The sequence below is a fragment of the Bradyrhizobium sp. 137 genome (genome assembly GCF_023074095.1).
In the GTDB taxonomy this organism is placed as follows: Bacteria; Pseudomonadota; Alphaproteobacteria; order Rhizobiales; family Xanthobacteraceae; genus Bradyrhizobium.
On the sequence record NZ_JADPKU010000023.1, the window covers coordinates 1 to 533 of the forward strand.

Here is a 533-nt window from a genome sequence, read left to right on the forward strand (position 1 = left end):
ATCGACCGCGACGCAAACCCAGATCGCTCAAATCCTCGCCACGCTGCTGCGGCGAATGCAAGCGGTTGCCGGCACGCCCGGAAGGGGACTGAGCCGTGCTGATCAGCTCGACCGTCGCTGACGAGCGGCTCACGACTGCGCACCGAGCTAAGTTGGCCTATGTCTACGTGCGGCAGTTATCCGTGAACCAGGTGCGCCAGCACCAGGAGAGCACGCAGCTGCAGTACCGCCTGGTCGATCGTGCCATCGGTCTGGGCTGGGCGCCGGAGCGCGTCCAGGTCATTGACGAGGATCTGGGCAAATCCGGTGCTGGCGGTGTGGATCGTCATGGTTTCCAGAGGCTCATTGCCGAGATCGGCCTTGGCAACGCCGGTCTTGTGGTGAGCCTCGACGCTTCGCGCTTGGCCCGCAATAATCGGGATTGGCATCAGCTTCTCGAGCTGTGCTCGGTGTTCGGCGTGCTCATTGCGGATGGCGAGCGGCTTTACGATCCGCGCGCCTACCACGACCGCCTGCTGTTGGGCTTGTCCGGC

General features: G+C 64.0%; 1 protein-coding gene. It reads left to right on the top strand.

From position 1 onward, the window contains the following. Positions 1-95: 95 nt before the first annotated feature. Positions 96-533: recombinase family protein (locus tag IVA78_RS04345; RefSeq protein WP_247464608.1), on the top strand; the 438-nt coding region annotated here is incomplete at its 3' end.